Below are 1,468 nucleotides of genomic sequence, written 5' to 3'. Positions count from 1 at the left end.
TGACAACTACAAAAATAGATGTTTGCTTACGCAAGCATTTAATTGTTAGTTTAGCATACCAACTAATGAAGAACCACAAAACTTAAAGGCGAACTAAGCCTTGAGATAGACGCAACGACTGAACTCAAGCGGTCATACTTGAGAGTGAAGATTAAAAAAGTAATTTAATGAACACTCTACTTCTAGAACGCAACCAAACCCAAAATAAGCCCAACCTTGTAACTAGCGAGCGAGCCTGCAATCCTACTTCTAAGTGTCATTTTTGCGCTTACTACGAACAGCCAAGAGGTTCAGTCGGTCACTGTCAATTGTTGAACGCACCTGTTCGGGGAGGATGGAAATCTTGCGCTTTAGCAATGCCGCCTTTTGCACCTTCTTGGGAACACGTGGAAGGCACCGATGTGTCCGCAGGGGCATTTATTAATTAAGCCAAAAAATGTATAGAAAAAAAAATTAAACTGGTGATATGCTATATTAAGCGTAGGCCAGTCGCCGATGGCTCGCACAATTTCACAAACAACTTAAAAAGATGTATTTGACACTGAATGAGGTAATTTCCGAAGGTCATGCGCGCATTTTGTGTTGGTATTTCAATAATACTAGCCAAGTGCAAATTGCTCGGATTACAAATATTCCTAATTGGTATTTTGAGCGGACGGTGTTTCCGGGGGAACGTTTTTTGTTTGAAGCGCTGCCGGAAGCTCAGTTAGAAGTTTGCAGGAGTTCGGAGACGGGTGCTATTGCGTGCGATCGAATTTTGTGCGATCGGCTGCGAGTTGAAGAGTTAAGCACTGCTGATTGAAGATAATTCCGTTAGATCGTGTCTACCCATAACTACCCAGAATTAGACATTTTGGGTAGGTGGGGCTAACGTGCAGACTCAGCCGTAAAAAAGAGTTACCTGTAATAAGGTTGGCTACGCTTTCAAGCGTCACGACACCCATGAATAACCGCTAGTTTATGGCAACTGTCGCAACGGTTAAACAAAGGTAAAAGACACCCTGAAAACCCTCTGATAGTTGCATAACAAGCCTTGAAAGCATTGTCGAAGCAAACATTACATAGGGCTGGTCAAACCGACCAAATCAAACCATGAGTAACCACGTTTTGCTGATTGATGCCAACAAAACACCGATGAATCCTATTCATCCGGCTCATGCTCAAAAGCTGATGGATACTGGTAAAGCTGCTGTGTTTCGCTTCTATCCGTTCACTTTGATCGTGAATCGGGTGGTAGAAAATATTATCACTTACCCGATCGCGCTCAAGATTGATCCAGGTTCTAAAACGACCGGGATCTCGCTTGTAAACAACAGAAACGAAGTGATCTGGGGAATGGAACTTGAACACCGGGGAAGCGTGATTAAAGACGCTTTGCAGTCACGTAGAGCGGGAGCATCCCGGTTTTGTAAATGGTTAAAAGTATGATATGAGCCAAAATTTTTCGCCCTGCGCTACATGAGAGAAC

General features: G+C 43.3%; 3 protein-coding genes. All 3 read left to right on the top strand.

Annotated features, from left to right (window positions below; all coding sequences use genetic code 11):
- Positions 1-167: 167 nt before the first annotated feature.
- The 3 genes from QUA56_RS36580 (at position 168) to QUA56_RS36570 (ending at position 1,428) form a co-directional block, all read left to right on the top strand.
- Complete coding sequence (locus tag QUA56_RS36580; RefSeq protein WP_333368910.1) at positions 168-428, top strand: hypothetical protein; 261 nt, start codon at positions 168-170, stop codon at positions 426-428.
- 101 nt (positions 429-529) lie between these two features.
- On the top strand, positions 530-802 hold the full coding sequence (locus tag QUA56_RS36575; protein WP_333368907.1) for a DUF1830 domain-containing protein: 273 nt from the start codon (positions 530-532) through the stop codon (positions 800-802).
- Between the two features lie 290 nt (positions 803-1,092).
- Positions 1,093-1,428 carry an RRXRR domain-containing protein gene (locus tag QUA56_RS36570; protein ID WP_333368904.1) on the top strand — a complete coding sequence of 112 codons (336 nt, stop codon included), beginning with the start codon at positions 1,093-1,095 and terminating at the stop codon, positions 1,426-1,428.
- The last annotated feature ends 40 nt before the right edge of the window (positions 1,429-1,468 follow it).

The organism is Microcoleus sp. N3A4, assembly GCF_036701805.1.
GTDB lineage: Bacteria > Cyanobacteriota > Cyanobacteriia > Cyanobacteriales > Microcoleaceae > Microcoleus.
Note: the sequence above shows the minus strand (reverse complement) of the source record. Positions and strands in the feature narration are given on the sequence as shown.

Coding starts and splice junctions, on each gene's coding strand:
- QUA56_RS36580 (WP_333368910.1), top strand. CDS start 168: ATGAACACTCTACTTCTAGAACGCAACCAAACCCAAAATAAGCCCAAC.
- QUA56_RS36575 (WP_333368907.1), top strand. CDS start 530: ATGTATTTGACACTGAATGAGGTAATTTCCGAAGGTCATGCGCGCATT.
- QUA56_RS36570 (WP_333368904.1), top strand. CDS start 1,093: ATGAGTAACCACGTTTTGCTGATTGATGCCAACAAAACACCGATGAAT.